Below are 16,820 nucleotides of genomic sequence, written 5' to 3' on the forward strand. Positions count from 1 at the left end.
TCCGCTGCAGCATTCCGCACAAGCCGCATTTCTTTACTTCGATGCAGCGTTGGTGGACGCAACATTCAACTGGTACAAGTGGGCGCGGACTCCAACGCTAAGCGGATTCACGTGAGCCTGGTGCATGGCTTCGATCGTTTCGCTCGGCAATTCACGCATCACGGCTGCTACGCTGGGACGTTCCGTCATGAACAACGAATGGTGCGTCGCGGGGTGGAAGTACCGACGTAGATTGAATCCGGCATCCTTGACGTCATTTTGAATCGACGCCGTTTGCTCAATCTCCATCTTGTGGGGGTGCTTCCAAATCACCGTTCCCGGGAAGTTTGCCATCCAGTTACCACCCGCATCGGCGACGACTTGACGCTCGCCCATGATACGGCCGTTTTCGTCGTAGATCCTCAGACTGAGAGTCGTGCCGGGTTCTGCCAGACCGCTGAAGATCGGATCAACCGGAATCGGACGCAACATTCGGTCACGCGTCAAACCGGCCGGGCCATTTCCGTAAAAACCATCATCGCGAGCCGATTGAAACGGCCCCTGGCTCAGGTCGTTGAATGAATCGAATGCGAACGTGGTCAGGGGATCCAGCGTCGAAGCGACGTTGTTGTCGTACCTGGATTCCAAACCATTTGCGCCATCGTCAGCAACCACCGCAGTCGTCGCAATCGTGTCTGCCAACGGATCCGCCACAATCTTGAATACCGAAACGGTTATGACCAACGTTTGTGAATCGCCGTAGTCCAAGTCGCCGATGTTCCAAGTCAGTTCGCCAGTGATCGGATTCCAAATCGTGTTCGATGGGTCGTCGCTGATGATGGAGGCCGGATCCAAGATCCCGATCGGCAATGTGTCCGTCACGAATACGCCGGTTCCGTCACGTTGGCCCACGTTCGTTGCCGTGACCGTGTAGGTGAACGTGTCGCCGCCGCGGGCTGCCTTGGTCAACGATGACTCGTTCGTAACGGCATAGTCGACCTGACCCGGATAACCGAAGTCCACGTCGGTCGCACTCGTCCCGACCGGCAGTGTTACCAGCGTTTGATTGTCTGTGACTCCGTCACGCTCGTAGGTCGACGTCGTCACGATGCTGTTTCCCAGCATCGAGTTGTCAACGTTGACACGGTAGTCGCCCGCGATCAGATGATCGAACGAGTAGGCTCCGTTCGCATCCGTCACGGTGGTCAATTGATGATCGAAAGTTCCGTTGCCATCGAAATCAATGTCCAACGTCACGGTAACGCCACTGATTCCTCGATCGCCTTCGCCCGGATTCATGGCACCGCCGTCCCCGAGATGATCGACAAACACCGTGTCGCCGATCGAGAGTGTGCCCGTGAACGCGAAATCCTGGTCCAGGTTCAATCCGCCGTCCGACAGCGTCACGCTGGAGACACCAAGCCGTGCATCGACGCCGCCAATCGCTACCACGTCCGCTGGTAAGTCAGTGTCGGCCCCATCGACCGCGACGCGATACGATCCCGCTGGCAGCCGACCGAACGAGTACACGCCATTGGCATCGGTCGTGCGAGTCATCAAAAAATCATCCGCCGTGCCAAACGTGTTGTCGAATCCGGCAAATTCCAAGTTGACGGAAATATTTGCCAGTCCGGGTTCGCCGGATCGTCGCTGGCCTTCTCCGTTGGTGTCCAACCAAACGGTGTCGCCGATGCGGCCCGTTCCGGCGTATCCGAAATCGATCTCAAGCCGATCCCCATCCAAAACCGTCAGATGGGACGTTCCGTCGATCGCGGCGAGTGTATCGTCGGTTTCTGATGTTCCGGTTAGTCCGATGGGTAGCGTTCCGTCGCCGACAACCACGCGGTAGTTTCCGTTGAACCGTTCGGCAAACGTGTAGGTCCCATCTGCGGCGGTCGTCGTCGTCGAAGTGACATCGTCGAAATCGCCAAAGACTCCGTTGGAGCCCGCATAAATCAGCGAGACACTGACATTCCCCAATCCAGGCTCGTCCGCGTCAAAGTTGCCGTCGCCATCGGCGTCAAACCAGACTTGGTCGCCGATGTCCCACAAGGCTTCGCCAAAGTTCTGGCCGCTTAGTCCGGTCAACGGCAACGTCACGTCTAACGTATTGGCGGAGGTCGTCGTGTACAAACTCGGCTGCAACTGGACGATGCGATAATCACCCGCCGGCCGATTGACGAACAGATAGCTTCCGTCGGCGCCCGTGGTTTGAGACTCCAACAATACCGTGCCTGCCGAGTTCCACAACTGGACCGTCACGCCGGAAATTCGCGTCGACTCGCCAGCCTGCAGAACGCCATCGCGGCTGTCGTCAACAAAGACGGTGCCGCCGATACCGATTCCACGCTCGGCGAAGTTGTACTGCGTGCCGTCAACGTCCTGGTTGACGTTGATGCTGCTAATCACATTGCTGGTGGTGACATCGCCATTGGCAAGCGAGCCATCGGAATGAATGCCGTCGTTGAAACTCGTCGGTTGTGTTTCGGTGATCGTATATCCGGTCGCATTCGAAGGACGCAGGTTGTCAAACGAGTACGCACCGCTACTGGTCGTCGTCGTGACATCGACGGCGTTGCCAACATCGTCGACACCTGTCAATCGAATCGAAACGCCGTTAAGTAACTCATCGGTGCCGTTGAACAGTCCGTCGTTGTTCTTGTCGTTGAATACGATACCGGCAAGGCTGGAAGCCAACAGTTCGCCGAAGTTGTTTTCGGTACCGTTGGTGTCCGATACAATCACGCTGTCGACGCGATCATTTCCAAGTGTGCCACCTTGCGTACCAATCTTATCTTTGCCGTCCAGGTATCCGGTTGGCGTCGTTTCGGAAATCCGGTATCCAGAACCGTTGCTCGGTCGCAGATTCGCGAACTCGTAGTAGCCCTCGGATCCTGAAACCGCGGACGTCGTCGTCGTTCGATTGACAACATTTCCAAGATCGTCGGTGCCCGTCAATGTAATCGTGACACCGCCCAACCCCACTTCGCCCGTCCGTTCGCCGTCGTTGTCGGTGTCGTGGTAGACGTATCCCGAAACCGTTGATTCGACCACTTCGCCAAAGTTGTAGCTGACCGCTGTGTCGGCAGCCACCAATTCGACGGATGAGATGACGTTGTTGGCCGACGTGTCGCCGTTGGCAAGCGACCCATCCGTATCGCGACCGTCGATGTAGGCACGACCCGAGGGCGCGTTGCCCGTGGGTTGGGTTTGGGTAAGCGTGTAAGTACCCGGTCGCAGACCGTCGAACGAATACGCGCCGTCCGCCAGAGTCGTGAACGTCTGAGACGCGATTGCGCCTAAATCATCGGTGCCCGTCAACGTCACCACCACGCCGCCGATCGTAGCCTCGCCGAGATCTTTTACGCCATCGTTGTCAGCGTCGTGGTAGACGAATCCGCTGATTTCGGCTTCTTCGAGCTCGCCGAAGTTATTCGCCGTCCCGTCGACTTCGCTGTTGAGGGGAAGAACGATCGAAGTGAACGTGTCGTTGGCGGTAGCATTGCCGCCGGGTGTTCCAATCGTATCGCGTCCGTCCAGATAGTCCTTGCCCGAAACGGCCACGGTGGGTTGCGTTTGCGTGATCGAGTACGTCCCCGGTCTCAAATCAGCGAACAGATACGACCCGTTAGCTAGCGTTTGAATCGTTGTATCGACTGCTTGGTTCAAGTGATCCGTACCCTGCAGTCGGATACTCACATTTTGGATGCCCGTTTCGCCGGAATCAAAGACGCCATCATTGTCGGCATCGAAGTAGACGAAACCGGCAAGGCTGTGTTCGCGAATTCGCACCGAGTCGCTGCTGGTATCACTGCCGTCACCGTCGGGATCGGTCGAGTCTCGCTCGCCGGCGACCGTACCGCTAAGCGATGTCGCGTTCTCGATGGTGGCGGTATTCACAAGAACAGCGTCCGTTGCCACGGTATCGGTCAACTTAGCCGCGAACGTGAACGTGACGGTCTGGCCGACGCCGATCGTCCCACCCGAGTATCGCAGCAGCCCCGTCCCGGGAGTGTACGATGCGGTGAAATCCGAAGGGTATTCGCTGCCCGACGTTCCCGTTGCAATGCTGGTCAAATCGTACTGAGCCGCCAGCAGTGTGTCTTCGATGACGACGTCGTAAGCGTTGCCGAGTCCTGAATTGGTTACCGATAGAGCAATCGTCATCGTGTCGCCGGCGTTCGCCAAGGCAGCGACGATGTTCTTTGTGATCGCCAAGTTCGATTCGACGACCGACGTGTTGACCGTGTTTGAAGTGATTGGCCCAGCCCCGTCACCCGAAACGTCAAGCGTTGCGTTATTGGCAAGGGTCGTTTGACCGCTGCCATAGCCGACGTTGCCCGATACGTCGCTTACCGCAGCGGTCACCAAAATTAAAAACGCATTATTGTCGGCGACATTGTCAACGGTGGTCGTGATCGAACCGAATGTGAATGTAACATCATCGCCATCGGCGACGCCGCCGGAAACGGTGGGCGCAGTGAAGGTTCCGTTGTAATCCGACACCAACAGTCCGCCCGACGCGGCCGCGCTGGTCACGATCGAGTAGTTGCCATAGTTCAATCCGTCGGGCAACTGATCGACGACGGTCAAACCGGCTGCGGTTCCCTCTGGCATGCGAACCAGCAAGGCGTAGGTCACGTTCTCGCCGACCGTGACATTGCTGCCCGACGTTTCGATTCGATCGGTACCGAAAAGAGTCTTTGTGAAGATAGGCGGATTGACCGTGAAAGCAACAGGATCGTTAGCGACATAGTCGTGCGTTGTATCGGATGCGTTGGTGCCGTCCCGCTCGCCATCGTCCGCCGTCGTTGCCGCTGATCGTGAAACGACATCGCCGTTCATACTTGTCCAGGTCACGACGGGCGTGTTGCTAAACGATTGATTGGGGAAGACACCGCTGGCGACGGTTCCGTCAACAATCAATGTGACCACTCGTCCCGTCTGCGACTTCAACATGTCAAAGTCGACGCCACTCTTGAGCGACAACGTATATCCGGTTGCGTTGCTGCCCAACAATTCAAAGTCACTGGCTGTTAACAATCCGGCCGAGTCATTCAGCGAAAACGTCGCACCTGTGATCGCCGACGAACCGCCAGATAGCGTCGGTAACGCGTCGCTAAACCCAAGGTCAAACGCGTCGACGGGCCCCGAGTTTGCAAGCGTGATCGTGTAGCGAATCGTATCTCCGGCATCGCCGTTTGCTTGGCCGACGTTTCCATTGACGGTGATACCGGTATTGATCGCAATGACCGGCTCGACGACCGTCACATCGGCTGCGTCGACAGTCACCGCGGTTGCCGGGTTTCCGCCCCACGTAAAGGTTGCCGAGTTATCTAACGCTGTGCTGGTCTGATTTCCGGCAACGTTCAGCACCACCGCTTGATAGCGGAGCGTGACCGTCCCGTCGGTATCATTGCTCAGATTCGTGTCACTGACACTTCCAAGGTTCCACGTGACAATCCGCCCGTCACCCGTCACCGTTGGCGTCAATGAACCCGAGAAGCTTAAGTCGTTGACGCTACTGGAAACCATGCCAACGTACGCTAGACCTGAATCCAACGTATCGACCACCTGTGCCGACGGGATCGTGCCTTCGGGAAACGTCACAACGATTTCGTAAGTCACCAGTTCGCCGATCACCACATCGGATGCCCCGTTGAACGCATCGACGAATTCTGTCGAAATCAGAGTTTTGGTGACGGACGTCACACCGTCAATCGTGACCGAATGGGGATCGGTGTCCGCGTAGTCATTGGGGTTGCCCGTCGTTCCACCCGAACCGTTCCGTTCGCCACGGAACGAACCGCTGGTAGGGCTGTAAATCGTTGATCCCGTTTCTCCGGCCCCGTTGTTCGTGTTGACGCCACTGAGAGACGCCAGACTGCTGCCGGTCGCATTCGCCCCCGTGCCCAACGCACCCGGCAAGCTGGAATACGTGACCGAGGCGGTGTTCGTCAGCACTTCGTTGGGGTTGACGGACGCGTTGATCGTGGCCGTGTAGGTGATCGAAACGGTTTGTCCTTCGTTGACACGTGCGAAGGTCAAATCGATCGTGTTGCCTGCCGAGTTATTCGTTGGCGTGGCGGCGACCCCACCTACCGTGACCGAAGTGATCGAACCAAACGTCATCTTGCCAGGGATCGTATCAAGCAATCGAACATCAAACGCGTCGGAGTTGTCGACGTTGGATGTGGGCGTGAATGTGATCGTGTACGTCACCGTATCTCCGGCATCGCCCATCGTCACATCAGCGGTCTTGTTGACGTTCGTGATCAACGGCTCAACCACCGAAAGAACCGGACGATTGCCGTTGGGCAAATCGTACAACAGCGTCCCGCCGGTGTAGACATACACGTCGTTGTAAAGCAATTCGCCCGCATCGTTCCGGTTCGCTGCCGAAATGCTGTTGTTGTCCACCAGAGCGTTGAATTCAACGATCACATATTCAGCATTCGCGTCGCTTTCGGCATTCGTGACATCGCCCAATTTGAAGTAGACGTCGCTTCCTGTTTGATAGTTGTCGTTGTTGACCGAAGCGGAGATCGAGATCGCGGAATCGGTTAGCTGGTAGGTCGGAACAACCGATGACGATGTCGATGCGAGTCCGGCGCCCGACTGAGTGCTGGACGTGATCGTTCCGGAATCCGAAACGAAAGCCAGTGTCGCGGTGCCGTCATCGATAAAGGTCAAACCGGCTGGCAACACGTCGCGAATCTGCATGTTGGTGATGCTGCCCTCTGGCAACTCGACCGAGATTCGATATCGGACGATTTCACCGATGGTTACCCGTTCGATACCACTTTCAAAGGTGGTGAGAGCCTCGCTGGTCGTCACGATCGACTTGGTGGCAGCAACGTTCTTAGTCGTTACCGACGCATCATCGGTCAAATCCGTTGGTGTGTGGTCCTCACCACCTTCACGTCCGGCATAGTTGGCCAGCGTAACCGTGTTCACCAGCGTTGCATCTGGCGCAACGATCGTGCCGGCAACTGCATCGTAAAAGACGATGATCACGTTTCGACCGCTCGTGGCATTGTATCCGTCGATAGCGCCGGCGTTGGTTCCGTCAGCGGTCGCCGGAGTCGCACCCGGATCGCTCAGCTCGATTCCGTCGCCGAACAGCCCCGGATTGCCGCCGTTGACATCCGAAAACGCCACCGCGGCTCCGGTGCCATCAACGACTTGCAAACTGCCCGATACGTAGCTCATGCCGGTTGGCAACAGATCCTTCAGTTGGACGTCGAAGGCCCCGCGGCTGCTGTTTCCCGTGTTCTCAATCACAATCGCGTAACGCACGATATCGCCCGCATCGATGCCGCCTGTCAGATTGGCGTCGATCCCTGTCACCGCCAAGCGGTCCGAATGGATCACGCCGCCGCTGAACGGCGATCCAACTGTTCCGGCCGCCGCGAACGTGATTCCCGTCGGTCCGGTCGCACCGCTAAAGGTCGCTCCAGCCGCGTTCGTGCTGATCACACCTTTTTGAATATTCAGCTCTGGCTGAGTGACTTCGATCTGAATGATCCGGTCGATGACGTTCGGCGTTTGCTGCGTCGTGCCTTCTTCGACGCGAACAATGTTCGTCAAGAACAGTCCGTCTGCCGTCGGAGCATCTTGTGCCGTAACACTCAAGTACAACTCGATCGTGTCCCCACCGCTGGTCGGATCGTCGTAGTCACCGAAATACAGTTCTACACCGTTGCTGCTGTTGACGGTGATCGTTGGAACGATGTTTGAATTGGGTCCGTCGGAGTTGTAAAACGTGTCACCCGCACCGAATTCGATCACGCCGGACGCCGGAGCCGTCGCATCAAAGGATCCCCCCACGTTGAACGTCCAAGTATCGCCACCGATACCGTCGGCGTTGTGATCGTCCGCACTGAAGATCGGCAGCGGTAAATAATCGCTGATCCGCAACTGTTCAAAGTCACTCGTCGGGACGACGTAGCGAATGCGATACGTCACCACATCCCCGGCGACCAAGACCGGTAAACCGTTTTGCCCCATAGGCAGTGTCGTGTTGCCGTTGATGGCATACACTTCTTTGGTCAGTGTGCCGCTTTCTATCAGGATGCTGGCGGCGCTGGTGTCCTCTTCATTGCCGATGACTTGTGTGATGTCACCGGTCAATCCGTTTGCTTCCGCGTTCTGGCGAACGGTGCCCGTGATTTGCAACGAACTGTTCGTGATCACGTCACCTTGGTCAACGCTGCGGTCACCGGACAGGAACGAGTCCGTATAGTCCTCTTGGATCACGGTGCGGAAGCGAATCGTTCCGGTCGCTGCCCCGCGATTGATCGAGTCATTTCCGTCGATCGACAACCCGCCCTGCAAGACGCCGTCGGCGGCGCCGCTGTCTTGAAGGACTCTCGACACGTCAAACGTCAATGTTGTCGATCCATCGGAACCGTCGGGTGTGGTTCCGTCTTCCGAACCGTCGTCGGCCGTATCGATCTGAGTCTGGTCAACGACCAAGGTGGTCGTGCCGTCCACGTTGGCGACTTCGTGTACTGTGAACGTTCCAGTCACGTTGCCGTTAAAGTCGGTGATGTCGAAGGTCGCACCGTACGCGAAGTCAAAAGTTTGACCGTCTTGAAATGTATCCAAAATGACGAGGTCACCGAACGTGTAGTAGTCCGAGATTTGGAACGTCAACGTATATTCGAGCGTATCGCCTGGCGTTGCGCCCACGGATCCCGTATCCGTAACCACCGCAACCGACTTTTGGATCGCGATCGCCTTGTCATCCAGCACGTGCTCGTCACCGGCGGGGTCCGACACTGCATTGTTCGTGCCGCCCGTGTCGCGCGTGTCGATCGGTGTCCAGTCGCCCACGGCGCGAACGTTGTTGACAGATACCGATGACGCCCCATCATCTTCGCCGTTGACGGGAATGACGCGGGCAGCCGAAGCATCAAACTCCGCGACGTAGAAGCTGAACGTCACCAGCACGTCGGTGTCCGATGACGTGCCCGTTACCGCATTGGTTAGCGAAACGATCAATTCTTGGTTGGTGCCGGGCGTGGTCAGCGATCCAAGGTTATTGGTACTTGCTGCGGACGCTCCGTTGACCAATACGCTATCGACCGATGTCACCACAATGTTGTCGGGCAGCGAATCGATAATGTCCAATGCGGTGATTGTTTGGCCGTCCGCGATATCGACGGCGACGACGTACTGGTGTACGAAATTGGGACCCGTAGCGGTTTCGTCCTCAGGACCGACATACGTTTTGCCCACCGACATCAACGTCGGCGTGATCGCGATCTGCTCGGTCCAGTTTTCAGCCGCGATTGCCGGGTTGGTAACGTTCGTCCCCAAATCGCTGACCACGGACGGGTCCGTCGTCGGGTTATCCAACGCATCCTGGCCGTAGCGGAAACCACTACGTGTTTGAATGATCAAATCGCTGCCAAGGTCCGCTAAGTTGCTAACGGATGCCCTGATATTGATCGCGATTTCCGGTTGGGCCGACGTTACCGATCCGAAAGGCAACTCGACAACGACCAATTTGTCACCCGCAACACCGGTAACCTGCAATGGATTGCCAGCGGAATCGAAAGCGAACGGGTGGTCGACGGTGCCCGTTCCGCCACCATCGTCGGGAAAGATGAGTTCAACAACGTTCAGACTATGTCCGAGATACGACGCGGACACAAAGTCGATCCCGTCGGCGGTCCCTGTTCCCGCTAGTCCATCGATTCCGTTGACAGGAAATATCAAATCAACGAAGGGACCGTAGCCCGTGGTGCTGCCTGCATTGTCGAACGTGACCGTGAAATTGAAGTTTTCGCCGATCTGGACTTCTTGATCGCCCGAGATCGTAGCGGTTGGTCCGACGGCAAAGATCGATTGATACTCCGATTGCAATTGCGTCGAGAACGCGACGTTCGATTCGATCTCACCGACGTGGTATTCCAAATCCCAATCGCCGCCCTGTTCCGCAGCACCGGTATCGTCTGCGCTAACTGCGATATCGGCTGACATCAGCGCCGAAAGCGAGTTGACGAATCCTTGCCCCTCGCTCGACTGTGCGACTTCGCAACCGTAGATCAACACATCGCCACCGATCGATAGCGACGCGCCCCAATTCGCAACGTCACCGGCGTAGCCGGTCAGGCTTTCGGATGTCAACCAAGAGTTGCCAATTCGAATGGCGCCGTCTTCGCCGTGCGATATCAGATGGATCGCGTCGAGGTCGTTCCGAGTGGACAATAATTCGGTAATCTGATCGATACCGTTTCGGTCCGCATCCAAGAACACGATCTCGAGTTCACGGGACCCGGATTGCGACTGCATCAGATCGTCCACGAGTTGCTGATAGTTCGACACTTGCGTATCGATGATCAGCAGCTCTCGTCGCGTATCGAAAGCCGCGTAGCAAACCACTTCTTGGATGCCACCGGAAAGGTCGGGATACACCAAGGTCGAATCTTCAGCGAAGCTTGATGTCGGTGCGTCGAAAGACGACGCGGCAGCTTCCATGTCCATCTCTTCGGCTGCCATTTCCATTGCAGCATCGAAAAGTACGCGGTCTTCGAGTCTACGAAGTACCAGAGAAGACGCGGGAACGCGTCGGCGCGAAAAAAACGTCATGTCTAAAAACTCAGAGCGTCGTGCTACGGTCGGGTCCTACCCAACGGAAACTGATCGATCAATCCATATCGAATCAGGGGGCAATCAACCCTAGCTCGCATATTTGCCTGTGGCAAACCTTACGCATCAAAGAAGATCTCCTTTTTGCGAAACCCCGTCCGCTTTTGCGGCTCGCGCCGATTGCGCAATTCGAATCAATTGGTCGTAGCGAACTGAATCGATTTGTAACGAACCAATCCACGCCGCCCAGTCCTGCGGTACGGAACGGGCCTCAAAGATTCGATCGATGTTTGCCGTTTTCGCGTAGCGTCGCGAACTCCCGCGGACACCCGACGATCCGTTGGCCTCGATGGCGACTTGCAAACAACCAGACTGTCACGAATTGCAAACGCTAGTTCTGAATCAGCGATCGGTTTGGCCAGAAGTCGGAACACATGTTTCTGATCCTGTTCCATTTCCGTCGTTTCCAACTTCGTGTTTCCCGACATCACAACTTGAACGGTATCGGGAAAATGCTTGGCGAGCCAAGCGAGCAGGTCCATCCGGGAACGACTAGCAAGCGTACGATCCACGACGACGATGTCGAACTTGCACCGACGGAACATATCCATGGCCATTTCGGTGGAACTGGCGATGAACAAGTCGCACGGTTGGTCTCGCAGAAAACGCCGCATCGCACACAACAGGTCTCTGTCGTTGTCGAGTAAGAGAATCGCTGCCATCGAATCGTTCCCGAGGTACTAAATTGGAATGTGTTTGAACTTCACGGAAGCCGCGAAAGGCACTGCTTCAGGAAGCACTGCTCAGCGAAGCCAGATGTCGCTCTTGAAACTCGCTTCGTTGCCAACGTCCGCGGCGAAATCCCTCTAGGATCTGTCGCATCCGCTGAGAGTTTTTCCTCAGATCCGTGAAACGGGGTTCCGGGTGCGATTCACTGGCGGTGAATTCGGTCGGGTCGGTCCGAGCAAAGAAGTCGACGAAGCCCGGTAACTGTTCGATGACGTTGGGCTGATGGGCGAAACCCATGGGCCAATCGCCGAAATTCCGACTCTTGATTTTCTGACTGGACAACACGACGGTTTTGGCATGTCGTGGGTCGCTTTCAATGCGCTGGAACAGTGCGTCGACGGCGTCGACCGGTCCTTCCAATACTTGGAAAAACGTCGAGTCGCGATACAGAAGGACGCCCGTGATCGCCGCCATCTGGTTTCGATGGCGAGACCTTTCCAACAGGTGTTCAAGTTCCAATGGATCGAACGACGCGATCGCGGAACTGGTGTAGACCAGTTGCTTCAGCGGTCTGGCAGGTTGCAGATTAGATTTCATGAATAGATCGTTGGGCCAAGTACGTGTTTCCCCCGTGCTTAACTCAAACCGGCCAAAGTGCCGCCGTCATGCTAGGTGAAGCCTGTGTCAACTTCGCCTCTTAGGCAGGGAATGGCACCAGAATTCGTGTCAGGAATACCCTGACATGGTCGATTGCATCGGTTGTCCGGATTGCCAGCCGCAATCAGTCGGCCTGGTAAAGGTCGAACGTCTTCTGTGCGACGATCGTGTCACCCATCGACAAAAACAGGCACCAAAGACCGATTTTGTCGGCAACGGGTTCCCAAATCGTGTCGCCCAGATAGAAGTTCCAATCGTTCGACTTCACGTACACACTGCCGTCGAAAGGCTCGCGACGCTTGCCATCCGCATCCAGAATGCCGGGATGGTCGATACAAAAATCCAGTTCAAGATTTTTACAATTCTTGGCGTTGATGATGAAACCGAATTCCACACCCACTTTCGCTTCGACCCGCGTGGTCGCGTTCAAAAAGCGAGGTAACTCCTTTGTATCGGGATCCCAGTCCGCGTAGATGCCGAAACTTCGCATCTTGATTTCCGGTTTCCGTTTCGCCATCAGCTCTTCAGTATCTCAATCGTGAACTCCAGCACGCCACTTACGTGCTGCGAGGATGTTGCCAATCAAATTATCGCGATACGAGCGGCTCGATCCAGACACCCCAATCGCCCCCCGCTCCATCACCCCCTTCGTCGACTCGCAAGGTGAGCGTGTTGACACCGGCAACTGGAATGTCGAACGTAGCCGATTCACCGAGTTGCATTTTCTTGGCTCGCCAAAGAACTTTTCCATCACCAAGAATTTGAAATCCGACGCTACCAGGATGCTCGGCTTGCAAGCCGCATCGACCAGTCAATCGTTTCCATTCGCCGTCGAGATGATAGCCATGTTCGGCCGGCGCATGGGCATAAATCCCTCTCGCAAAATAGTCACCATCAATGGACAGCAAACGCTGCTGATCGGGGACGCAATCGTACGTTGGCTTCAACCACCCGACGGACTCGGAAAGGGGCGTCCACTCGCTCAAATACTTCCTATCGGGCGAGGCGTCGGTGTCTTCGAAACGATCGATAACGGCTTGGCCTATTTTACGCAGCGTTTCGTCGTCCCCCGACGACGCCGCTAGAAATGCCTTCGCCTCATCGAGCTTTTCGCGTCGGAGCGCCTCGATCATCGGTTCAAGCTCGACCTCCAACCGCGCCGAGGAAACGACCGGCTTCCCCGTCCCATTCACTTCGTATGAAAACACACGCTGAGTCGTGGATCCGTTGACATGACAGGTGACCAGTCGCAACTGGCCTCGGCGACCGGGCGGAAGATCGCCACATTGCAATCCGAACTCACCGCCTTCCCGGGGAACCGCTGAAGCCGTCGTTGCATCGTAGTCACCGTGGCCCTCGGGATCGAAATACGCAATGACTCCGTGTATCGCAATCGAAGACTCGACGGAGCCTCGAACCACAATCGACCGATTTGCATCCACGGACACTCGCAAATCGTTCCACTGCACACTGGATCTTGTGTCAACCGAACGTGGAACGCGAGACACCATCGCCGGATGCGCGGCCAATCGTATCGCATGCGTCTGGGTCAGAAACGTGCCCTTCCCTTCCCCACGCAACTGTTCGGCATAAGTCCGATTGCCCGATCCCATCAAGGATGTACCGCGAACCGCTTCGTCCTTTCGTTGGCGGCAATGGGGAAGCCCCAACGCGTGACCTAGTTCATGGATAACACCGCCGATAAAAATCGAAACGTGCTTTCCGATCGTGATATTTCCGTACTCTCCGTCTCGCAGCGGCGTCGTGTCTCGAAGTCGCAGCGGGTCCAGCAACTCTGAATCACACTGCCACGCGGTACCCGATAGACGATTGCCGCCGCCATAGTATGGGCTGTGATGTGAAATCGTACTTTTCGCCGCGTCGTAGTCCATCAGATTGCAAAACAACAAGAGCACGCTGCGATCCGGATCGATCTGACGCTGTCGCAAAATCGGTATCACTTCGTCACGAATTCGACCACCGTCAGGCTTTCCGTAGCTTTCATCGGCATCGTCCCCGACAACATCGATGACATCTACCTCGCCATCGGCGTTGCGCAAAACATTCATCGTGCGATCGGGGAATCCGTGGCGTTCCAATTCCGAGGAATAGAAACCGGCTGTTTCATTCACGATCCGCCGCATCCGAGCAACGTGGTCCGCCGCTGGCGTTCGATCCTTCGGGGTGAAGTAGACGACGACGACCTGACCCGGTGACGCAACACCGTCGGCGTTTGCCGAAGTCCGAATTCGGCGATCTGCGGTCGCGATCTCTGTCGCGTCAGCGCGGGGACGCGCATCAACCCCATGCACCGGAGCCGCAGCGGCAACAAAGACTGCAGTGGCGACTACAGCGAGAAAGAAATGATGAACTGACAGTCTGTTCGATCGTAAATTCATATCTGACTCAGTTCGCGGCAGCGGTGGGGAGACGTTCGCCGTAGATCGGCGGTGTCCAATTCTTGGGCAACTTGCCCTGCGGCTTCACACCCACAGCGTCGTCAGAGATCGGGTGATCCGCGGCCTGCATCAACGGCAGGTCGTCGGGCAAGTGCTTGATCATGAAGTCCTTGTATTGGATCTTCATCGCCGGTCCGACGTGAACCTGAACGGCCAAGACACCTTCGAGCGATCGGCCATTTACGTCCAAGTCGATCAAGTCAGCCGTCGGGTGACCATCGATCCAGTGTCGATGATGGTTGCCTTCGACCAAGACACGGTAGTCGTGCCACTGGTCCGCTTCGAACGATTTGACGGGGAAGTCACCAACGATCCAAGGTGATCCGTCGACGTCGACGATCACTTTTTGGCCCGTATGCGACAAAATTCGGCGACCCTTTTCTTCGTACAACATGCCGTTGTAGTTCGGGTTATCCGCGACGACATCGCATTGGTAGCCCGTCACGACGTCCAGCCCCATATCGGACCGCGACGTGCCACGGTACTGCAGTCCGCTGTTCCCACCGGCGGTCACCTTGACTTTGACTCGTAGATCAAAGTTCTGAACCGTCGACTGTTCCCAAGTGATGAAGTGGTTCATCTTCAAAGATCCGTCCGTCTTGCCCGTCATGGCTCCGTCCTCGACCGACCAATAGTCCGCGTCGGGCGAATCGGAAAGTGACGTCCAACCACGCAGCGATTTTCCGTCAAAGATTCTGACAAAACCATCTTTGTCCACTTTGGCACCCACGTTCGCAGCGGCTTCGGGATGCGGCACCGTTGAATCGGTGAACGGATCGGCCAACGGGTCCAACGGGCCCCCCAGTTCGGCAACGACAGCGGTCGTCCGATTGCGCATCGCCGTTAGCGTTTCGGCGTGATCCGGATCAGGGGCAAGGTTCACCAATTCGTCGGGATCGTTGACCAAGTCATGCAAGAACTCGTGGTTCCCGTCGTCAAAATAGCGGACATATTTGTACTTTTCGTTGCGCAGACCTTCGAAGGCGGGAATGCGATTTCGGACTGCAAAATGTTCGTGGAACGTTTCGCTTCGCCAATCGGTCGGCTTTGCGTCTTCGACAATGGGACGCAAACTGCGGCCCTGATAGCGGTTCGGTATCTCGCCGCCCGCCCAATCCACGAAGGTTGATGGAAGGTCCAAGTTGAGCGCCATGGCGTCGGTCGTCTTGCCTTGTTGGCTGGCCGGCAGCCGAGGATCGGCGATGATCATCGGGACTCGTAACGCTTCCTCGTAGTGAGACCATTTGCCCGCCAATCCGCGATTGCCCATGTAGTACCCGTTGTCCGCGGTGTAAACAACGATCGTGTTTTCCGCCAATCCGGCCTCGTCAAGTGCGTCCATGAAACGGCCGATCGCCCGGTCGATACCCGTGACCATGCGATAGTAGGCTCGCATGTTGGTCTGATATTTGGCGTCGGTATTCCAGCGCCAGAAAAAACGTTCGCGGTTGATCGTTGTTTTCAAGAAGTCGGGTAGAGCTTCGAAGATTGCCGGATCGCCCAGTCGCGGACTCGGGATCGTGATGTCGTCGTACATGCCGTCCAGTTCGCGAGGCCATGGGAAATGGCCAATCCCCGGTCGACGATCGCTGTCTTCGGCATGACATGCGTTGAACCACATGTTCAGCGCGAAAGGTTTGTCCTTGGGTTGCGATTTTACGAAGTCGATGCCTCGATCAACGATCACGTCGGTTTCGTGTCGCAGCGTTCCGTCGGCTTGTCGTTTGTAATACGGGTTGCGGCCAATCACTTCGACTTCGTCAAAATGGTCTTCGCGTTGAAACTCCTTCGGCATCTTTGCGTGCCACTTTCCGAAATAGCCCGTCCGATAACCGTTGTCTCGCAGCACGTCGGTGTAAAGTGTTTCGACGGCGTCCGCCCGCGCGAACTCTGGGTTGGCGGCGGTCCCGTAACTGCGTCCGGTTAGGCCAGTCAGAATCGTCGTACGACTGACCCAGCAGATCGACTGCGAGACGAACGCATTCTCGAACCGAGTCCCCCGTGCGGCGATGGCGTCGATGTTCGGCGTTTGTATCTGACCGTTGCCATAGCATCCAAGCGTGCTGGTCGTTTGGTCATCGGTGAAAAAGAAAACGATGTTCGGCTGCTTCGCGTCTTTCGAATCCTCCGCCAACACGTTTGTGACGGCGATCAAAACAAAAAGCATTGCAGGAAAAGCGACTCTCATGGCATCCAGGGGGCACAAAGGTGGGGGCGAAAGCAAGTTGCCAGCCGCATAGACGACGGGTGATCGGTGGCGCGGGCGATTCGGTGCGCCAGCACGCGAGGCTAGATTCTAACCCAATGCGAATAGCCCGGGTGGGCGGCACTGAGCGGGCGCATCTGAGCGACCGCATCTGAGCGACCGCAACTGAGCGACCGCAACTGGGCGGGCTA

At 56.5% G+C, this 16,820-nt stretch carries 6 protein-coding genes; all 6 read right to left on the reverse strand.

Annotation, left to right across the window (positions count from 1 at the left end; all coding sequences use genetic code 11):
- Nucleotides 1–33 precede the first annotated feature (33 nt).
- The gene (locus tag Poly51_RS01260; protein ID WP_146453540.1) at nt 34–10,578 is read right to left on the reverse strand and encodes an SdrD B-like domain-containing protein; all 10,545 of its coding nucleotides are present in this window, start codon (nt 10,576–10,578) and stop codon (nt 34–36) included.
- Between the two features lie 194 nt (nt 10,579–10,772).
- On the reverse strand, nt 10,773–11,300 hold the full coding sequence (locus Poly51_RS01265; protein WP_146453541.1) for a response regulator: 528 nt from the start codon (nt 11,298–11,300) through the stop codon (nt 10,773–10,775).
- 67 nt (nt 11,301–11,367) lie between these two features.
- Nucleotides 11,368–11,904 carry a BLUF domain-containing protein gene (locus Poly51_RS01270; protein ID WP_146453542.1) on the reverse strand — a complete coding sequence of 179 codons (537 nt, stop codon included), beginning with the start codon at nt 11,902–11,904 and terminating at the stop codon, nt 11,368–11,370.
- Nucleotides 11,905–12,088: 184 nt separating this feature from the next.
- A complete protein-coding gene (locus Poly51_RS01275; protein ID WP_146453543.1) occupies nt 12,089–12,481 on the reverse strand; it encodes a DUF3859 domain-containing protein in 393 nt (130 codons plus the stop codon).
- A gap of 70 nt (nt 12,482–12,551) precedes the next feature.
- The gene (locus tag Poly51_RS01280) at nt 12,552–14,363 is read right to left on the reverse strand and encodes an NPCBM/NEW2 domain-containing protein (protein WP_146453544.1); all 1,812 of its coding nucleotides are present in this window, start codon (nt 14,361–14,363) and stop codon (nt 12,552–12,554) included.
- A gap of 7 nt (nt 14,364–14,370) precedes the next feature.
- A complete protein-coding gene (locus Poly51_RS01285) occupies nt 14,371–16,590 on the reverse strand; it encodes a sulfatase-like hydrolase/transferase (protein ID WP_146455060.1) in 2,220 nt (739 codons plus the stop codon).
- Between the last annotated feature and the right edge of the window lie 230 nt (nt 16,591–16,820).

It is taken from the genome of Rubripirellula tenax, from assembly GCF_007860125.1.
Lineage (GTDB): Bacteria > Planctomycetota > Planctomycetia > Pirellulales > Pirellulaceae > Rubripirellula > Rubripirellula tenax.

What these genes read in the sequence shown, in the direction of transcription:
- Poly51_RS01285 (WP_146455060.1), bottom strand. Translation starts at nt 16,590, where the DNA reads ATGCTTTTTGTTTTGATCGCCGTCACAAACGTGTTGGCGGAGGATTCG.
- Poly51_RS01270 (WP_146453542.1), bottom strand. Translation starts at nt 11,904, where the DNA reads ATGAAATCTAATCTGCAACCTGCCAGACCGCTGAAGCAACTGGTCTAC.
- Poly51_RS01280 (WP_146453544.1), bottom strand. Translation starts at nt 14,363, where the DNA reads ATGAATTTACGATCGAACAGACTGTCAGTTCATCATTTCTTTCTCGCT.
- Poly51_RS01260 (WP_146453540.1), bottom strand. Translation starts at nt 10,578, where the DNA reads ATGACGTTTTTTTCGCGCCGACGCGTTCCCGCGTCTTCTCTGGTACTT.
- Poly51_RS01265 (WP_146453541.1), bottom strand. Translation starts at nt 11,300, where the DNA reads ATGGCAGCGATTCTCTTACTCGACAACGACAGAGACCTGTTGTGTGCG.
- Poly51_RS01275 (WP_146453543.1), bottom strand. Translation starts at nt 12,481, where the DNA reads ATGGCGAAACGGAAACCGGAAATCAAGATGCGAAGTTTCGGCATCTAC.